Source organism: Halioglobus maricola, from assembly GCF_009388985.1.
Classification (GTDB): Bacteria; Pseudomonadota; Gammaproteobacteria; order Pseudomonadales; family Halieaceae; genus Halioglobus; species Halioglobus maricola.
Map to the genome: position 1 here is coordinate 2,566,905 of NZ_CP036422.1, position 17,481 is coordinate 2,584,385.

The following is a 17,481-nucleotide window of genomic DNA, read 5'->3' on the forward strand; positions in this document are numbered from 1 at the left end:
ACAGGTGGAGCAGGCTTTGTCGGCTCACACTTGTGTCGCCGCCTGCTCGCCGAAGGCAATGAAGTGATCTGCGTCGATAATTTCTATACAGGAACAAAGGACAATATCCTGGACCTGTTGGCGAACCCATACTTCGAGCTTTTGCGCCACGACGTAACGTTTCCTCTCTACATAGAAGTGGACGAGATTTACAATCTTGCGTGCCCCGCTTCTCCCGTTCATTATCAATACGATCCTGTCCAAACCACCAAAACCAGTGTGCATGGCGCGATCAATATGCTGGGGTTGGCGAAAAGAAATAACGCCAAGATATTGCAGGCATCCACCAGTGAAGTCTATGGCGACCCTCAGGTACACCCGCAGGCAGAGGGTTATTGGGGGCACGTGAATCCTATCGGTATTCGGTCTTGTTACGACGAAGGAAAGCGCTGCGCCGAGACGTTGTTTTTTGATTACCATCGACAGCACAAACTGCAGATCAAAGTGGCACGTATCTTCAACACCTATGGCCCGAATATGCATCCGAATGACGGGCGGGTTGTGTCGAACTTTATTATGCAATCATTGCGCAGTGATCCGATCACAATCTTTGGCGATGGCACTCAAACTCGGTCCTTCTGCTATGTTGATGACTTGGTGGGAGGACTGATAGCGCTGATGAGCACCGGGGAAGACATTACCGGCCCTATAAATCTCGGTAATCCCAACGAATTTACAATGCTTGCGCTCGCCGAGAAGATTGTTACCTTAACGGGCTCTAAATCCGAGCTGGTTTTCAAGCCCTTACCCCAGGACGATCCGGTACAGCGACAACCGGACATTAGCGTTGCCAGACGGGATCTAAACTGGGAGCCGCTTGTCCAGTTGGAAGAGGGATTGAGTAAGGCTATCCCCTACTTCAAGAGCCTGGCTGGCTAGCTTGCTGACTGGACCCAAGAAGCCCTAAACAGTCCTGAACTGCGCTTAGCGTCGATGTAAGCGCTTTACACCAATACTCACTAAAATACCCGCAACTAGCACGAGGAATGGTAAAGGCAAGGTTGGGACTGGCGTCGGTATGGCAGTCGGTGTCAGGGTAGGTGTCGCTATTGGTGTTGCGATCGGAATGGGGCCAGGAATCAGTGGAGGGATAGCTGTCGGCACTAACGGCAACTGCAGGCTAACAAGCGTACCCCAAGCATAAATGCTCTCCTGATACGACGGCCCAACTGCCGGGATCACCTCCGCTTCACCGAACCTCAAATTCAGAGGACGATTTAAGTTAGTCACTGCGAAGCCTGTGCCAACAATGTCATCGTCTAACAGTACAAGATCACGGACATTGCCAGTCACTCGCGATGCTCCCTGGAAGAACAGGTTAAAATCAAACGGAGACACAGTGACGCTGCGATCCTCGAGGTAGTCTTCGGGATTAGAGGCGTTGAGTGGCTGAACATTACTGAAATTAATCACCACATCCGTTAAATCTCCACCCAGACCCGCGGGCGTTGGTGCTGTCGCGGCTAGTAGTCGAATAACTTCCTTATTGGCGACAGCGTTGTTTGACTTGTAAACAGCTACGGCATCAGATGTGGTTGATGCGGTAGACGAGCTAATAGAAACACCCGATGGATCGTATGTGCCAGCATTGCCTGCACCGGCCTCAATGGCTAACGAATGTAATACTGAGCCGAAGTTACCAATTCGCGCATCTGAAGCAAGAAAAGCATTATCTTGCATATCGATAACATCACTCGAGTCCGTTTGATCTGTATCGATAATGAAGTGAACCGTGAATTGATCGCCGATCTGAACCTCGTCGAAATCCCCACCAGTGATGATTACTGTGTCAGTAGGGTCAAACGTGGTTTTTCTGTCGATCTGAAATACAGCCTCGAATTGCACCAGCTCGGCATGGACAGGAGCGCTCGACAGCAAGAGCCAGAAAGATAATCCGAGACCCATCCGAACAGAAATTTTCTTCAACATATGTCACCCTTTTTATTTGACCGCCATTCACACCTCCGTTCAAAGATAGCGCACAATCGCGCCCACGTGAACGACATATTTTGGCCGCGGCACCCCACCGCCCCCCAGCCACTCCTAGGCGGCAGGTCGGCCCGCCATTCCCGGCTATTTTCAGTAAATACAGGTGTTCCCCGTAAATGGTGAGGAGCCGAACTCCGCTGCACCGGGCGTTCTGTGATATGCATCACATCTGGGCGCTGAAAAACCGAAAAGTCGAGATAACAGTTAAAGCCGCCACTGCGTCACTGTAGGATTTGCTACATGTGGAAAACCTCGGGTATTTTGACGTCTCCCGAACGAATAGACTTGCTGAGCGACTATGGGTTTGTCTCAACTAATAAGAAAACAGGTACTGTTGGCGCTGACGGTGGGCCTGGTGTGCAGCGCGGCCCTGGCCGATCTTTCCGTTGCCTTGCGTTCTGATAATTCAGACGGCCCCATCAGCCTGCCCGGTGCCGTGATTTCTGCCGTACCTCTTGATAGCCAACTCAGCGAGGGTGTCACTGCCCCACCGCGGGACATGGCACAGGAAAATCGGCAGTTCAGGCCCTATATACTGGCCACCCAGGTGGGTGCACCTGTCCACTTCCCCAATCGCGACCCTATCGCACACCACGTCTACTCGTTCTCGCAAACCAAGACCTTTGAATTGCCTCTTTATCGTGAAGATACGCCCGAGCCCATTATATTCAATGAGCCAGGAGTTGTGCCGCTGGGCTGCAATATCCACGACTGGATGCTCGGCTACATCGTCGTCGTGGACACACCGTTCTATACCCAAATGACAGGTGCCGAAGCCGTACTCAAAAACCTGCCGCCGGGAGAATACGAGATCGCCGTCTGGCACCCGTCACTGCATCCTGAAGAGACGCTTGGCAAGATAGTCACAGTTACCGGAAAGGATCAGCTTGAGACTCTCGTCCTTCACTTCAAAAGGAGAAAAGTGTCACAACCAGAGGCGCCTGAACCTCGGCTGGATGAGTGGGATGATTACTGAGAACTGCAGACAGTTCCTACCCGCTTTCCTGGCTGCGATTCTGGCCGCCACTCCGCTTCATTCCCATGGAGAAGAAGTACGCAAGAAAGGACTTCAGGTCTCTGGCCTGGTTGATACACAGCTATCCTTTAATGACGGGGAAGAAAGTTGGTTACAGCGAGGCCCGGGCAAGTTCCGTTACGATGAGAGTGATTCCGGCGACCTCCAGCTGAACCAGCTGGCACTGGGTCTACGCTACTCCTTCAATCTAGAATCCCACATCAAGATAGCAGCGCACTATTACCCCGACCCGGACAGTTCGGTGGAGCTCACAGAAGCCTACTGGCAGCATCGCTCCATGAACAGCAAGTCGTGGCGATCACGCTACCGCATTGGCGCATTCCACCCCGAGTTTTCGCTCGAAAATCGGGGCAAATTCTGGACATCGCCGTACACCTTGAACAGCTCTTTCATCAACACATGGATTGGCGAAGAGATACGGACGATAGGCGCCGAAGGTAAATGGACCTGGTCCGGGCGGGACTCAAAAGGCACCCAGCACCGGGTCAGTTTCACGGGAGCCCTGTTCGGATTCAACGACCCTATGGGGGCTATGATCTCCTGGCGCGGCTGGGCCGGCCACGACCGGCAAACGGGCATCAACGGCACTCTGCCGGCTCGAGAGCTGCCAATTCTGGAGCCCCAACCTGGCGGGTCCGAGCTGAGCCCCGACTTCGAGCCCTTCATGGAAATCGACGACAGGCCAGGCTACTACCTCGCTGCCACATGGGAATTACCCAGAACGCTCGAAGTTCAGGCTGTGTTCTACGATAATCTGGCAGACGACGAATTGCTTGAGGACGGTCAGTACGGCTGGCGCACCTGGTTCTACCAGATTGGTGCAAAGTGGCAGTTACCGGGCGATTTCACCCTGCTCAGCCAGGTCCTTCGCGGCAATACCATCATGAATGTCGATGTTGTCGACAACGACTTTGAGTCGGCTTACCTGATGTTGGTCAAAACCCATGGCCGCCACCGGTTAGCAGCGCGCTGGGAATACAGCGAAGTTATCGATCTCGACGACACTGACATTGATTATAACGATGAGGAAGGTGACGCCTGGACTCTGGCATACTCTTATCTATTGCCAAAGAACTGGAAGTTCTCAATAGAAGGCACGCGCCGTTACTCTAACCAGAAAAGCCGTATTTACTTTTCAGAACCAACCCGGATGACAGAAAAGCAGCTGTTGCTTAGCGTCCGGTATTACTACTGATACATTGGCAGCACTGACGAAATGCTGATTTTTATAAACACAATTCAGGGGGTTCGGTGATAACCATGAAGCTACACAGTCGAATATTCCTGTTACTCATGTCCCTGCTGCTGGGTCTGGCGATCGCGAGCATGGGCTTCCTGTACAGTTCGGCGCGAGAAAATGTCGAGCTGGAGACTGAACAGCGCCTGGTCACGGCGCAACGCTCGTTCACGGACTCCCTGCAAAACCAGCAGACTTTTTTAAGCCAGAACGTAGTGACGGTTGCCCGTGACTGGGGCTTGCGCCAGGCCGTAGGTCAGCGCGATACCGAGACCATGGAGAGCGTACTGGCAAACCACAGTCGACGCATAGGCGCTGACGTCGCGCTTTTTGTCGATAGCCAGGGGACGATGCTGGCGAGCACCGATCTCGACATTGACCATCTACCTGATGAACTCTGGTCATTCCTGAACAACGAGAACGAACAGCGACTCGGGTTGGCGAAACTCGCAGGCAGGTATTATCAGCTGGTTTTCGTCGAAGTTATGGCACCGCTATCCATGGGCTGGATCGGCATGGGGTTCGTGGTCGACGACGCACTTGCCATGCATCACAGTCAGGTGACAGGCGTGGACATCAGCTTTATGGAGACAGCCGAATCCGGTTTCGCATTTGTTGGCAGTTCACTCAATGCTGACCAAAAAAAGGCAATTAACGATAAAGGCGTCATTACTCAGGGCATCTGGCAAGTCAGCTCGCCGGGGTGGGAAGACCTGGCCCTCTACAGCGAGCTCGGCAATCACGCCGCCGGCCTGGGTGTGCTACTACAGAGTTCGCTGAACGAACCCCTCGCCCGCTTCCAGTCCTGGTGGATGAGCCTCCTAAGCATCTACCTGGCGATTACCCTTCTCGCACTTGGTCTTGCCTATGTTTTCGCGCGTGGCATCACGCGCCCGTTACACACCCTGATGAAGGCCGCGGGCGACATCGCGCGAGGCGACTATTCAACGCCACTGGACAGTAAGCGTCGTGATGAAATCGGGTTCCTTTCACGCTCCTTTGCCCACATGCAGGGCGCAATCTCCGAACGTGAGAACGAAATTCAGTACCAAGCACACCATGACAGTATCACTGACGCCTTGAATCGTGCAGGTTTCATTCACCGGCTACAGGACGAAATCAAGGTGGCCGATGAAAAAGGAACGCACCTGATCGTAGCTTGCTGTGGCCTCAATCACTTCAAAGATATCAACGATTCACTGGGGCACAATTGGGGCGACAAACTACTGGCAATCATCACGGAGCGCCTGGAGCAGCGATTTAACAAGCACTGTATCGCCAACCTCAATTCCAGTGAATTCGCCGTACTCATAAGTACCGATCGCGTAACCAACGCCTATCACTTGGCCGAGCAAATTCACCAGTGTTTCGCCAATGAATTCAATATTCGCGGTATTGCGCTGTCTGTCTCTTCAACCATAGGCATTGCGGCATATCCAGAGAATGCTCCAGACGCACAAGGTCTGCTTCGGCTCGCGAGCGTAGCTGCAAACGAGGCGAAGCAAAGGCACCTGACCACTATGGTCTACGACCCTGCCCTGGACCAAAACAGTATCAAGCGCCTGACCCTTATGAGCGAACTGCCGAGTGCTGTCAGAAATGGCGACCTGGAGCTGTACTACCAGCCACAGGTTTCAGCACTAGCCGAACAGAGAACTGTACACGGTGTAGAGTGCCTGGTGCGCTGGAAGCATGCTGATTTAGGCTTCGTCCCCCCGGATGAGTTTATCGGGCTGGCCGAAAAAACAGGCTATATTGTGGAATTGACTGAATGGGTGCTGACGCAAGCGCTTGCCCAGTTTGCCATCTGGCGCAAACAAAAATACCACCTGACCCTATCGGTAAACATCTCCGCCCTTGATATTCAGCGCGAGGGTTTCGAGGAACTGCTGCTCAACTTACTTCAATCTCACCAGATACCGGCCGAGATGCTAACGCTCGAGATCACGGAGAGCGCAGCGATGCGCGATCCCGAAGCCTCTATCGCTCAACTGAAAAAGTTACACAAACTGGGCGTAAGGCTGGCCATCGACGACTATGGCGCCGGGTACTCTTCGCTTGCATACCTGAAGAAAATGCCTGTTCACGAACTGAAGATCGATAAAAGTTTCGTAACCGAGTTGGATCGCGACAAAGACGACGAGACTATCGTGCGCTCGACCATTGAGCTTGGGCACAACATGGGCTTAGCTGTTGTCGCAGAGGGTGTTGAAGACGCTCGAGTGGCATGGGAACTGGAGCGACTGGGCTGCGATATCTTGCAAGGTTACTACGTGTCCAAGCCACTCCCGGTGGCCAGCCTTAACCAATGGCTACAGGAGAATTCCCGACAAGTGCCTTCTGTGACACGCATCGTCGACAAGGTGCTCAAGACTTAGCCTATCAGGCAGCGGACCTCATCATTACGTAAAACGGGCTTAGTACTCCCATCCAATACCCGTCGTCAGGGAATAGTCCCTGCTGGCTTCAGAATTCTCCGCTGCATTGTCGGTAGCGGCCCAGGCAGTGATATGCCAGTAAAGATCCTCGATCAGCTCCCAGCGTAGCCGGATATTGGTATTGGAGCGAACTCGCTCCGTTCCAGTTTTCCAGCGCCAGTTTATCGTTATCCTCATAGCTGGCAAATACAGCACGAAAGCTATCGGCACGGTGCTTGCGCCACACATCCCGAAAAGATCGACGCGGGTGGTAGAGGTAACGTCTTCCCTGGTCGCTGTTCGGTAACCTGCAACCCCTCCAGTTCGTGCTCGCCGAGTGTATCCAGAAGTACAACCTGTCCTACAGCGCGCTTTCAGCCAGGGATCGATAGAAACGGCGGCCGTCGCTAAGCAGCAATCACATCATTTGTGAAGGAAACGCGGTTGATTGCTACGGAACTGGAATTAATGAAGCTTTGCACGCTCAAGGATCTCGACGTTGCCCCGCTGCCACAGACATCTGACCCCGTCAGGATGTTCATGACCTGGCATCGCCGCAGTGATCAGCAGCCAGCCCACATGTGGCTTCGCTCTCGAATCGAGAAAATAGCGCAGGAAGCAAGAAAAAAACCATGAACGACCACCCATCCAGTCTTATCCGTTGCACCTGACGAAAAGACCAGCCGGCTGGGAAGATGTTCAGCACGTGCGCTCGTTCAGCCTGACTCAGGCTCGAACACATTCACACCTTTTGCGTGACAGGATAGAACTGTATATATTCAGGTGAACTCGACAGGGCCGGTCATTCATTCCAATGAGTGCAGAGAACAACAACGAGCCAGATCAGCAGGCCACTCTGGGCTTCTGGAAGGAACTAAGGCGCCGCAAGGTCATTCGCGTTGCCTCGGTCTATATCGTTACCGGCTGGCTCATCATCCAGGTGGCCTCGTCCACTTTCGCCAGTTTCGGCATCCCTGATTGGGCATTTCGTTTCGTCGCTTTGATGCTGCTATTGGGATTCCCGGTAGCGCTCATAATTACATGGGCGTTCGAATTAACTCCGGATGGGATCAAGCCATCGAGTAAAGCGGTGGCCGCGGGAGATTCGACGCAGGCTTTGACCGCGAAACGGAACTGGCACGCCTATGGACTGGGCGCAGCCATTCCGACGCTGATATTCGGCACTCTGGGGCTCTTCTTCTATTTTCAGGAGCGGACTCCAGTGACCGCGATGAGCCCCTCAGCCAAGCACCAATCAACCGTGATGGAAGTCCAGATTGAAGAGTCGATCGCAGTCATGCCGTTGGTCAATATGAGCTCGCATCCGGAAAACGCATTTTTTGCCGGCGGCATTCACGAGGATGTGCTGACCAACCTGTCACGAATCGATGACCTCCAGGTGATCTCGCGTACCTCCATGCTCAAGTATGCCGCTTCAGATATGACCCTGCGCGAGATCGGCGAAGAACTGGACGTGGACTACATCGTTGAGGGCTCAGTACGGCGTATGGGCGATCATGTGCGAGTCACGATCCAGTTGATTAACGCCCACAACGATCTCCACCTGTGGGCGAACAATTATGAACGGGAAGTGGTAGACGTGTTTGCTACCCAGAGCGAACTCGCTCGGGAGATCAGCGACTCTATTCACCTGGAACTTCAGCCAGAGTCGGTGGGTGACCTGCATGACATGCCAACGGTGAGTGTCCTCGCCTACGACAGCTACATCAAAGCAGCAAGCATCGAGAAAACCGAGGGCGAGAACGAAGCGAGCATGACGCGCAGGCGAGAACTGCTCGAGCAAGCTGTGGCGGAAGACCCCGATTTTGTAGAAGCATGGGCGGTCCTCAAGCGACTCTATGACCTTCAGCTGGATCGCCTCAAGCGACGGGGCTGGTATCTCAGCGACGAGCAGGATAGAGAGAAAGCGATCGCTGAACTCACAGCAGATTCACAGCGCGCACTGCAGAAGGCTGTCGCTCTGGATCCCCAGAACGAAGAGACCCTCATTTCCCAGGCTGTCGACTATAACTGGCCAAAAACTGCAGCAGAAATGGAGACACAGAGAGCGATATTTGACCAAATCATCGCCGCCTATCCAGATAGCGCCAAGGCCTGGTACCACTTGGGTCACTGGCATTCACACCTCGTTGATCTGCCTGACCATGATCAGGAAACAGCATGGTCTGCTGCAATTGAAGCTTTCGACAAGGCCCTTGAACTGGACCCTTTTAACGCACGTATGGTAGCTGCCGTTCTCAAATGGCACAGGGATAAAGGGTTCGAGGAGAGCTTGCCGCGTCTTGCCGCACGGCTGAATCAGATTCTCCCTGAGACCGCCGCCGATCGAAACCTCGCCCGGGTTGCCTGGAACTTCAAGCGGCGGCAGATTCGCTCAGCGTTTCTGATCACTGCAGACGAATCCTTCCTGAAAGAGTATGAAAAAGGACTCGCTGAAGCTATCGTCAACGAGAACTTTGTCGACCCGGTGTTTCGCTTCTGGGACGAGGTGGATCTGCACATATTCACCAACGATCTCGACAGCTTGATTGAGATGTCCTCAGATGACGTGGTGCCCAGAGAAAGCCCCTGGTTTCCTCTGGTCTCAAATGTGGTCGATGCTGCCGCGATGACGGCTCACCTATCCAGGCAAGAGCAGGACAGCGCCCGCCTGAGAGCCCGGAAAGTCCTGGCCAACGAAGAGTACGTGTTGTCCCAGACTGTGGACGACGGCCACGAGCACATAGCATTGCTGATCAAGGCCCACAACCTGCTGGGAAGCAACGACCAAGCCGAAAGATTGACTCGGGAGGTCTTATCAAAAATCAAAGCAGACGGGGAATGGCAGCCCTGGGAACTCAGCATCGTGGCGGGCATGGATGCGGAACGGGCTGTGAATTTACTGTTTGAACAGTTGGAAAAACACCCGGAATGGAATGGCTTTGACGGTATTGCAGCCTACCATTTGTGGAGCCGGAAATTACTCGTTCATCCGCGGGTGAAGAACTACTACCTGTCTGAAGGCAAGTGGACGAAATTTCTCGCGGCGCGCCTGGATGAATACGCTGAACCCAAACCCTAGAAGTCAAACTTCTTGAGCAAGGCAAAGGAATTCACTGCGCACCGAGGAGGAAAATGGACGACATTCTGGCAGCCTGCGAAATAGCGCTGTAAATCCTGAGTGCCATCAATATCCAGTACCGGCAGACTCTGGATATTGCCATTAGTCATTGTCGCCCTTTCGAACGCTGTCCGCGCTTTTGCGCCAATATGAAGCCAGAATGGAACCATTGATATTCATTATCGGGCCGAAGACAGCCGGCGCTATGCCCATGGAGGCGACACGCCCCATCTCCACTGCAATGCCGGATGCCAGACCAGAGTTCTGCATGCCGACTTCGAACGCAATCGAGCGCGCCGAAGCTTCGTCCATACGTATCAGTTTCGCGGTACCGTAACCCAGTGCCAGGCCCAGTATGTTTTGCAGTGCGACGAAGCCAATCAAGGCAAATCCCAGTGACAGCAGGTTGTCTCGGCCCGCGGCAGTGATCACCGCAATAATAATGACGATCCCCCCCATCGACACCAGCGGCAGGGCTCGATCGAGCAAGGGGAATTTTCCATGCATGTAGTGATTGAACAACAGGCCAGCGCAAACCGGTAAGAGCACCATTTTCGTGATACTCCAGAACATCTCTATCGGGTGTATGGGCACATGCTCGCCGGCAAGCAAAGACATCAACAGCGGCATCGTCAAGGGCGCAATAATCGTGGAAAAGGCAGTCAAAGACAGGGAAAGAGCCAGGTTTGCTCCCGAAATGTAGGCCATGACATTCGAGGCAAGCCCACCCGGTGCGCAGCCCACAAGAATCATTCCGACGGCGATTTCAGGTGGGAGCCCCGATGCACTTGCCAGAGCCACCCCGATCATCGGCATCAACGTATATTGACAACCCAGGCCGACAGCAATGCTCTTGGGCATCTTCAATACCCTCACAAAGTCAGCCACTCCAACAGATGTCCCCATCCCGAACATGATTATCATCAGCAGCGGAACGATCAATCCTGTGAGTTCGAAATTGCCGATACTCAGAAACAGAGAAGGAAACGCCAGGGCGATCGCTACGACGATCAGAATAGACAGCGTAAATGCAGCGTTCTTTAACATCCGGTGATCCCCAAGTCAGAGAATGGCTATTCTCAATGGAAGCGCGCACTTAGTCAAAAACCCAGGTCGTGCGCCCAGCATATTACGGCACAGCACATGCCGCTGCAGGTATTAACAATTCTTTACTTCACTGGCCGCTGACGAAACACTACGATGGCGATCTACTGATTCTTCAGGTCACTTGATTTCATGCGCAAGATACTACTTCTCTGGCTACCGCTCGCACTGGCCGGCTGCAAGATACAGATCGACAACCCTGAAACCGGGGCAGTGATTTCACAGAATTACGGCTGCGCGGCAGCCAGTTCCTGCACTATCGAGGTTGGGGGCGTCGACTTTGATGAAACATTTGTCGCTGTTCCCGAATCCGGATTTGCCTTCATTGGGTGGAAGCGGCAGTCGCGAGGTCTGTGTGGTGGTAGCGATTCCTACTGCCAACTGGTGACAAATGGATTCCTCGGTATAGAAGCTCTATTGTCCATACTCGATTCTGATGAAGTGTTCTATCTGACGCCAGAATTCGCACCGCTGGCTGACGCTGAAGCGGTGGACATCACCGATGCCATCCTGGTGGAGACAAGTGGCGACTGCGCGCTCTACGCACAGCTTTACTCATCTTCCGTATTGGACGTTCAACGCAGCCAGTTGTTCGCGGGTGATGTATCAATCGTCGCAGGCCTGGACCGCTGCACTCTCAGCTCCAATTCGATCCCAAATCACAATTTTAATGATGATTCGGCACGTTTCGCCACGAACGTGAGCGAAGTGGGTCAGGACTTCGAGCTGCCGAGACTGCCCACGCTGGCCGCGGAGCCGACAGCCCTCAGCCAGATCTATTACAACGCGGTAATGCTCAATGGCGTGCCGCTGGACCTGTTGTCCGCGGGTTGCTACAGCCCTGATGACCCCCGGGCGGATGCCGATGGCAACGTAGCTATCGGCTGCGAGCTCGGGCGAGATGACTGGATGCTCGATCCACTGGGCACCCCAGGTGGCTTTGGCGTAGACGCCCACAACGCACATACCCAGCCCAATGGGTTGTACCACTACCATGGCAATCCGCTTGCCCTCTTCGACGACAATCCCGGTCGCAATGGTTCACCGGTGATCGGCTTCGCAGCTGATGGGTTTCCCGTCTACGGCAGTTACTTCTACGACAACGACTCAGGACAAGTGCGCAAGGCCCAATCAGGCTACACCTTGAAGAGCGGCACCCGCCCGGCTGGCAGCGCCGACCCCGGAGGCAACTATGACGGAATGTACATAGACGACTGGGAGTTCACGAACAACGGCGACCTGGACGTCTGCAATGGCATGTTCGTCGATAACCAATACGGCTACTACGTAACCGACACTTACCCCTGGGTGATGGCTTGCTTCTCGGGCACTGCAGACCCCTCCTTCGCCAAGGGCGGCAATTGAGGAGAGTAGCCTGTACTTCCTCACCAATCGTAAGAGCACAGTGCTGTCGGTGACACCGCAAGAGCAGGCCCATCGTCTCCAGAATCTGGGGGCCTGAGCCAATAGCTAAGCAGACTCTCTCATCAACGGGGCCTGCTCACTGTAAGGCCAACAGCGACAAGCATCAGCAATACCAATAGCCAAACCCAGTACTGCATCATGGGGACAGGCCTGGCCATGCTGCCGGCAGAACTTGGCAAGGACACCCCAGGGCCGTCAGCAACGCCAGCAGCCATTAGCCCCACCGTGACCGGGTCAGAAATCGCGCCTGGCGTGGGGTCTGTGTCCAGAGGGCCATTGTCTATCAACAAGTATCGGATCCGTGTGTCAGAAATCTGCTCTGCGGCAAATGGTGCCCAGCCGTTCGATTGAAGCTTGAGCGCTACCGCGGATTTGGGAATAGGCACCCCAAAATCGATGATAACTTCAATTGCTTCGTTCTCATCGCAACCGTGCAGAGTGAAGCTCACCTGGCGATCGATGCCAACCTCAAGTTGCTGCGGTTTATCAGCAGCACCAACAAACCCACTGGTCAAGGAGCAGGAAGAAGATACGCCGGGGCGCGTCTCAATTGTGGCAGAAAACTCGCCGGCGCTGACAGCCTTCATTACAGTAACCGCGTCAGGATACGGGTCATCAACATCATCAATGCCGTCGTTATCCCCGTCGTATTGCATCGCATCACAGATATCACCCAGGCCGTCCAGATCTGAATCCAACTGATCTGCATTGGCCGTGTAAGGACAGTTGTCGAGAAGGAATTCCACCCCATCGTTGTCGTCATCATCACCGAATACCGTCGGATCGCAGCTGTCGCCCAATCCGTCCGCGTCCGCATCTTGTTGCTCCGCGTTTGGAGTATCCGGACAGTTGTCAAAGAAGTCGGTCACACCGTCTGTATCACGATCGGAGATCTGCTGTATGGCATCACAACGGTTGCCCAGGCCATCGCCGTCATCGTCCAGTTGATCCGCATTAGGCGTCTCAGGGCAATTATCCAGCAAATCGGGGATACCATCTCTATCTTTATCGGCGATTGTTTCCAGATCGAAATCGGCCAGCCGTGCGCGTTCTAACGCGGCTGTGGCAATCACTTCGAGTTGCGCTCGCCAGTACTCACCGCCGCTCACGCTCGTTTCCTGAGTTGCCAGAATCCAGTACTGATGCAGCAGCGCTGTGCCACCTTCCTGGTCAACCATTTTTGCCAAATCGACATCTCTCTTCGCGAAATCTATCTGTGCGATGAGTTTCGGTTCCATATTGGCGTTTTCGACAATTTCCGTAATGATCAGCTCGGCTACCAGCGCGGCGACGCCAACAACGTTCATAGCCGTCGTTACGGATCTGGTTGCCGCCAACCTGGCTGCATTTATCGCGGCCTGGGTAGTGAGCTGGCCGGCGGCTTGCGCAGCCTTGAGCGCACTCTTTGTATAAATTTTTGTGAGAGCCGTCTGCAGCGTCTTTTCAGCAAGGATAATGCCGACTTCCTGTCCACCAGCGGCGGCAGCATTGAAATAGTCTCCCGAGAACAGCGCATAACTGATGGGAAGCACCATCAAGGTGTTGACCCCCGCGTCAAGATACTTGGAGCTGGGAGTATCCAGAAGATCGCTGCCTACGTTCGTAGCGCCCACTACGCCGGTCGTTTTCAGCAACTTATTGACGCTCTGCGTATTGGTGAATACGACCGCAGCCTGGCCTATGGCGTCGGCCGCCAACACACCGGCAGCATTAAGCTCGATACTTTGCGTGGAGATGATCTCGAAAAAGTCCGGTCTCGAATGAATCCCATACTTGAACAGGCTATCAAAAGGGAGCTCGCCCTGTGAGAAGCGCCAGAGTTTTGCATCCTCGTACGCATAAAAGGCCTTGAGCGCCTCCTGCGCGATTGCCACGCGTCGCTCACGCACATACAGCTCCACTGCCTCTACAAGCGCCTGCTCCTCCGCATTGCGATCCGGCTCCGGGACAATCACCGCTTCCAGCAATCGAAAGTAGAGAACCTGCTTGATATGAACGTTATCGAGCGGGTTTTGTCGAATCAATTCCCACTCTCTGTCGACAGCAGCCTTATCCTGATACACCTCCTGCAGGTACCACGTCAGTAACGTTTCATCTGCCAATAACTTTTCCAGGATTCCAACTATGGGCGACTTCTTGTCGGTGACATCCAGGTCATCGTAAGTACCATTGGTGCCAATTTCCTCAGCACTTTTTGGTTCGACACTCACCAGGCCTACCATACCCGGCTCCCGAAACTTCTCAGCCTCCCACACGAAGCCACTACTGATGCAGGCGTCAGTCCGGGTAATGTGGGTAGCGCTGCGCTGATGCTGGCTCGGGCACTCCCAACAACTGCCGCTGCCTGTCCCCTTACCATCGTCATAGAGATCAAAGAAGGAACCCGTGGGGCAGTCAGCCTTACGCACAAACTCCGCAGGACTGATTTTTGCAATATCCAGAGCGCACGCGGTCGGCGAATCAATAGGATCCCAGGTTCTACCGTACAACTCCGGACACTGGTAACAACCTGGTTTGGTCAAATCATTGAACGTCCCATCATCGCACTTGAGGGACTTCTCAAAGTTTGCGAATACGCGCTCGTGCTCTACCGCCTGAGAACAGGCATTACCCGCCGTTACGGGCGCCAACGAGCGGTTATAGCCAGACGGGCAAGACCAGCATTCCCCGCCACTTCGAGGGTCGAAAAATGTGCCTGAGGAGCACTTTCTGTCAAGATGAAAAGTGGCCGCGCTCAGGTCTCCCGGAATCAGTTTTGAACAGGCGTTATAGGCCGTCACCGGAGCCAGGGAACGATTGTACGTAGCGGGGCATGACCAGCATTCCCCGCCATTGCGCAAGTCGCCGAACTGCCCCGCGGCACAGCCGGTTTTTTTATGGAACGTAGCGCCACTGAAGGGCCCCCAAACCGCCTTGGAGCAGGCGGTTGAAGCCGTAACCGGGTCCCAGGTTCTGGCGTAACCCGACGGGCACGACCAGCACTCTCCACCGCCGCGCGGATCAAAAAAAGTACCTGACTCACAGCCGGACTTCCCATGATAGTCAGCTTCAGTAACACTCTCGGACGCAAGCTTCGCACAAGCGGTACCGCTGGTTACCGAATCGAGTGTTCTGCCATAGCCAGAGGGACACGACCAGCACTCGTTGCGCCCGATATCCAGGAATGTACCGGAGGGGCAGGATGCAGGTACCGACTTTTCAAAGGTAGCCACAGAGCGCTTTTCCGTCCTGATGCAGGCATCCCAGGCGTCGACCGCCGACAAAGTCCGGTCAAAACCCGCCGGACACGACCAGCACTCATCGCGCCAGATATCATGGAACGAGCCGGCAGGGCAGCTCGTCTCCTTTTCACTGACCTTTACAATTTTCTCAAATGCGACCGGCTTATCGACGCTACTCAAGCACGCGCTGCTCGTCGCTATGAGGAGCGGGTCATTGATTGTCCCATTGGGGCAGGAGTAGCAAAACCTGTTTTCCGGGTCGGGGATCTGCCCGGCGGGGCATTGTCTATATTCAGGAGGATTATGCTTTACCGCCGCCGTGGTTATATCGGTCCAGGGGCGAGAACAAGCGTTATCTCCATCGACCGGCGCGAGAGTGCGACCATACCCGGCTGGACACTTCCAGCACTCGCCTTCATTGCGAGGATCGCGAAATGTGCCCGGCCCACAAGGATCAGGGCCGGCAACCCGCTCGGCAGGAGAGGTGCCACAGATACCGCTCTCTTCGCCTCCGCATACTTCTTCCGACTGCGCAAAATGGCTGGCGGCGAGCAACAGCACGCCGAGTACCAGCGGCACCAAGGTAATCTTTCGAACCATCGCCCCTTCCCTGAGTTTTTATTGCCCCGTTGGCTCCCGCTGTTGCCGGAGCATTAATCTTTGTACATTGAACAGGGGTAGGTAGCAAGCTCATGGATAGGCCCTGCTCGGGAAGTGGCTACTTATTCCGGTAATCGGTTGCCAAATCCCACCAACGAAGCCGGCAAGCCTGCCTGGCGTTACAACGGCGGAACGACATGCGTTTATCGTCTAAGCTATTTGAATATGTGAACCGCCCCTAAAGCACCACATCAACCAAACTTGTGGTTTGATGCGCACAGTGCATGTGACCTTTTGGCGCGGGAAACTTAGTGTGAGACAGGAACGGAATTCATGAAGAAAAATGACCCGGCAATGATAAAGGCGCCCATCCTTGCACTGATTGCGCTTGTGATGACTACGGGCTGCCAGATCAGTGAGCCGCCTCCATCTACTCAGTACTCGATCGTGTATTCAGCAAATGGCGAAAACGGCAGAGAAATCTATCTTAGTGATGCGCAGGGGGAATCACGGGTCAGGGTTACTAATTTCACAGGAGACGATGGCTATCCCGCGGTTTCGCCTGACGGAAAAAGCATCGCGTTCTACGGCAAATACGATAACCGTAAGACCTGGTCGATACACTCCGTAAATACCGACGGTAGTAATATGCAGAGGCTGACCCATCTCGACAACGTATGGGACAGCGCACCGGCGTGGTCACCGGATGGAAAAACGATTGTCTTTGCACGTGAGTACGAGGATTCGCAAAACGGTTGGCAAGAAGAAATTTTCCTGATGGATGCCGATGGTAGCAACCAGCGCCAGATACAAGGGCTTGAAGGTCGGGCGCCTTATTTCCTGCAAGACGGGAGAATACTCTTCCACTCCAAAACAGGGCCCAGCCAGATTTGCATAGCCGACATCGACGGCAGCAACATCATACAACTCACGAACAATCAGGCTAACGATTGGTCTCCCAAAGTCTCGCCCGATGGTTCCAGGGTCGTTTTTCTATCAAACAGAGATGGGAACCAGGAAATTTATACGATGAACATTGATGGTTCCAACCAACAACGTGTTACATACAGCGATGATGAAAATTGGGGGCCCGTCTGGTCTGCAGATGGGGATCAACTGTTCTTTAACTCGAAAACCGAGTCAGGCATGCGCTACGTCTACAAAATGAATAGCGACGGATCGTCATTGGAGAAGATCATCGACAATGGTTCACAGCTTGCTTCGGTCAAACATCTAGACGAGCGCAATCTGAAAAAACTGATTGCGAACACGGCGCAGTAACTCAAGCTCTA

The 17,481-nt window shown here is 54.0% G+C and carries 13 protein-coding genes; 8 read left to right on the top strand and 5 right to left on the bottom strand.

Annotated elements, in window-relative coordinates; genetic code table 11:
* Positions 1–30: 30 nt before the first annotated feature.
* Positions 31–918: a UDP-glucuronic acid decarboxylase family protein gene (locus EY643_RS11665; protein WP_240732681.1), complete on the top strand. Its 888-nt coding sequence runs from the start codon at positions 31–33 to the stop codon at positions 916–918.
* A gap of 45 nt (positions 919–963) precedes the next feature.
* Here EY643_RS11665 and EY643_RS11670 read toward each other — a convergent pair whose 3' ends face one another.
* Positions 964–1,968: a hypothetical protein gene (locus tag EY643_RS11670; RefSeq protein ID WP_152662369.1), complete on the bottom strand. Its 1,005-nt coding sequence runs from the start codon at positions 1,966–1,968 to the stop codon at positions 964–966.
* A gap of 358 nt (positions 1,969–2,326) precedes the next feature.
* Here EY643_RS11670 and EY643_RS11675 point away from each other — a divergent pair, with 358 nt between their 5' ends.
* From EY643_RS11675 to EY643_RS11685, 3 genes are all read left to right on the top strand, one after another.
* Entirely contained in the window at positions 2,327–3,004 is a 678-nt protein-coding gene (locus EY643_RS11675) for a methylamine utilization protein (RefSeq protein ID WP_205743046.1), read from the top strand.
* Complete coding sequence (locus tag EY643_RS11680; RefSeq protein ID WP_152662371.1) at positions 2,994–4,259, top strand: hypothetical protein; 1,266 nt, start codon at positions 2,994–2,996, stop codon at positions 4,257–4,259. Before EY643_RS11675 ends, EY643_RS11680 begins: the two co-directional genes overlap by 11 nt.
* A 65-nt stretch (positions 4,260–4,324) precedes the next feature.
* Positions 4,325–6,679 (top strand): EAL domain-containing protein, encoded by a 2,355-nt coding sequence (locus EY643_RS11685; RefSeq protein ID WP_152662372.1) that lies wholly within the window; start codon positions 4,325–4,327, stop codon positions 6,677–6,679.
* 39 nt (positions 6,680–6,718) lie between these two features.
* On the opposite strand, the gene EY643_RS11690 is transcribed toward EY643_RS11685, so the two are convergent.
* Complete coding sequence (locus EY643_RS11690) at positions 6,719–6,916, bottom strand: hypothetical protein (protein ID WP_152662373.1); 198 nt, start codon at positions 6,914–6,916, stop codon at positions 6,719–6,721.
* Between the two features lie 270 nt (positions 6,917–7,186).
* Here EY643_RS11690 and EY643_RS19700 point away from each other — a divergent pair, with 270 nt between their 5' ends.
* Positions 7,187–7,354, top strand: coding sequence for a type 2 periplasmic-binding domain-containing protein (locus EY643_RS19700; RefSeq protein WP_205743047.1), 168 nt, complete (start codon positions 7,187–7,189; stop codon positions 7,352–7,354).
* Between the two features lie 178 nt (positions 7,355–7,532).
* Positions 7,533–9,800 (top strand): hypothetical protein, encoded by a 2,268-nt coding sequence (locus EY643_RS11695; protein WP_152662374.1) that lies wholly within the window; start codon positions 7,533–7,535, stop codon positions 9,798–9,800.
* Here EY643_RS11695 and EY643_RS11700 read toward each other — a convergent pair.
* Positions 9,797–9,949 carry a hypothetical protein gene (locus EY643_RS11700; protein ID WP_153239450.1) on the bottom strand — a complete coding sequence of 51 codons (153 nt, stop codon included), beginning with the start codon at positions 9,947–9,949 and terminating at the stop codon, positions 9,797–9,799. The two genes, EY643_RS11695 and EY643_RS11700, sit on opposite strands and share 4 nt — an antisense overlap.
* The gene (locus EY643_RS11705; protein WP_152662375.1) at positions 9,942–10,886 is read right to left on the bottom strand and encodes a bile acid:sodium symporter family protein; all 945 of its coding nucleotides are present in this window, start codon (positions 10,884–10,886) and stop codon (positions 9,942–9,944) included. Before EY643_RS11705 ends, EY643_RS11700 begins: the two co-directional genes overlap by 8 nt.
* A 189-nt stretch (positions 10,887–11,075) precedes the next feature.
* On the opposite strand from EY643_RS11705, the gene EY643_RS11710 reads away from it, so the two are divergent.
* Positions 11,076–12,308: a YHYH protein gene (locus EY643_RS11710; RefSeq protein WP_152662376.1), complete on the top strand. Its 1,233-nt coding sequence runs from the start codon at positions 11,076–11,078 to the stop codon at positions 12,306–12,308.
* A gap of 122 nt (positions 12,309–12,430) precedes the next feature.
* Here the strand turns inward: EY643_RS11710 and EY643_RS19705 are convergent, their stop codons facing one another.
* Positions 12,431–16,189 carry a thrombospondin type 3 repeat-containing protein gene (locus tag EY643_RS19705; RefSeq protein ID WP_205743048.1) on the bottom strand — a complete coding sequence of 1,253 codons (3,759 nt, stop codon included), beginning with the start codon at positions 16,187–16,189 and terminating at the stop codon, positions 12,431–12,433.
* A gap of 333 nt (positions 16,190–16,522) precedes the next feature.
* On the opposite strand from EY643_RS19705, the gene EY643_RS11720 reads away from it, so the two are divergent.
* The gene (locus EY643_RS11720; protein WP_152662377.1) at positions 16,523–17,470 is read left to right on the top strand and encodes a TolB family protein; all 948 of its coding nucleotides are present in this window, start codon (positions 16,523–16,525) and stop codon (positions 17,468–17,470) included.
* The last annotated feature ends 11 nt before the right edge of the window (positions 17,471–17,481 follow it).